At 31.0% G+C, this 274-nt stretch carries 1 pseudogene; it reads left to right on the top strand.

Annotation, left to right across the window (positions count from 1 at the left end):
• Positions 1-116: 116 nt before the first annotated feature.
• Positions 117-274 (top strand): annotated as a pseudogene (locus ACFIO5_RS09880) (hemin-degrading factor); the annotation flags it as partial.

The raw sequence follows: 274 nt of genomic DNA, 5'->3' as shown, positions 1-274 counted from the left end.
TGATAATAGGACCTTATTGGGTAAAATGGTTTGAACCCTTAAAAAGGTTCAAACTATTGCTTTGAAATTGTAAAATTTTAAAAGTTAGATCTCAAAAAATATTATAAGGAAAGTCCATGTCATATACAGCCGAAATGATTATTCGTTTGCGTGAAGAAAAAAAAGAGATGCGTAATCGTGATTTTGCAATCTCTATTGGTATATCTGAAGCAGAACTTATTGCTGCCTATTGTACAATTGGAAAAGCAAAAAGACTAAAAACTGATATTGCCGT

The sequence above is a fragment of the Bartonella sp. AA86SXKL genome (genome assembly GCF_042196885.1).
Note: the sequence above shows the minus strand (reverse complement) of the source record. Positions and strands in the feature narration are given on the sequence as shown.